Source organism: Shigella sp. FC1967 (genome assembly GCF_001743005.1).
Taxonomy (GTDB): Bacteria; Pseudomonadota; Gammaproteobacteria; order Enterobacterales; family Enterobacteriaceae; genus Proteus.
Genome location: NZ_MIIZ01001173.1, coordinates 1 through 561 on the forward strand (window position 1 = coordinate 1; position 561 = coordinate 561).

The window sequence follows — 561 nt, forward strand, 5'->3', positions numbered from 1 at the left end:
AATTTGGGCATCTTCCAGTAAACGAATAATGCCCCAGACGCCACGATAATCACCATAAATACGCGTGCCTGTGTTTGTGGTTATCCAGCTCAGTGATGCCCCAGAGGCAACGGTATCCGCTGGCCAGACAAAACGCTGCCATTGGGGTTGCTGGTTATTGTAAAGAAGAGATTGTCTATCTATCATTAAATGCGTTTGCATAATGTTGGGTGAGGTACCTGGGCGTAATTCAAAGTAAAGACGTGCTTCACCATTCGCAAAAACAACATCCCCCAGATAGCTGAGTTTATCTAAGGCTTTTAAAAACTCGGGATTAAAGGTTAAGCCTTGGGCATTGGTGGTATCGGGTACCCAATGGGTGCCTTCTTTACGCAACACTCCGTTGAGATGGCTTTCAAGAAAAACGCTGAATACGCCCATTATCAGGGCGTAAATATTGTGCCATTAAAGGTAATGAAATTTCACTTTGGGTATTTTTAAGGGGATAACGACCTCCAAAGGCGTTATTCCAGTCATTTACCACCGCATTGCGCCATTGCGTATTAATACCTTGCGACGTCG

Annotated in this window: 1 pseudogene; it reads right to left on the bottom strand. The window is 44.7% G+C overall.

The window, feature by feature from the left end:
- Positions 1–561: pseudogene (locus BHE89_RS19885) on the bottom strand (type VI secretion IcmF C-terminal domain-containing protein); the annotation flags it as partial.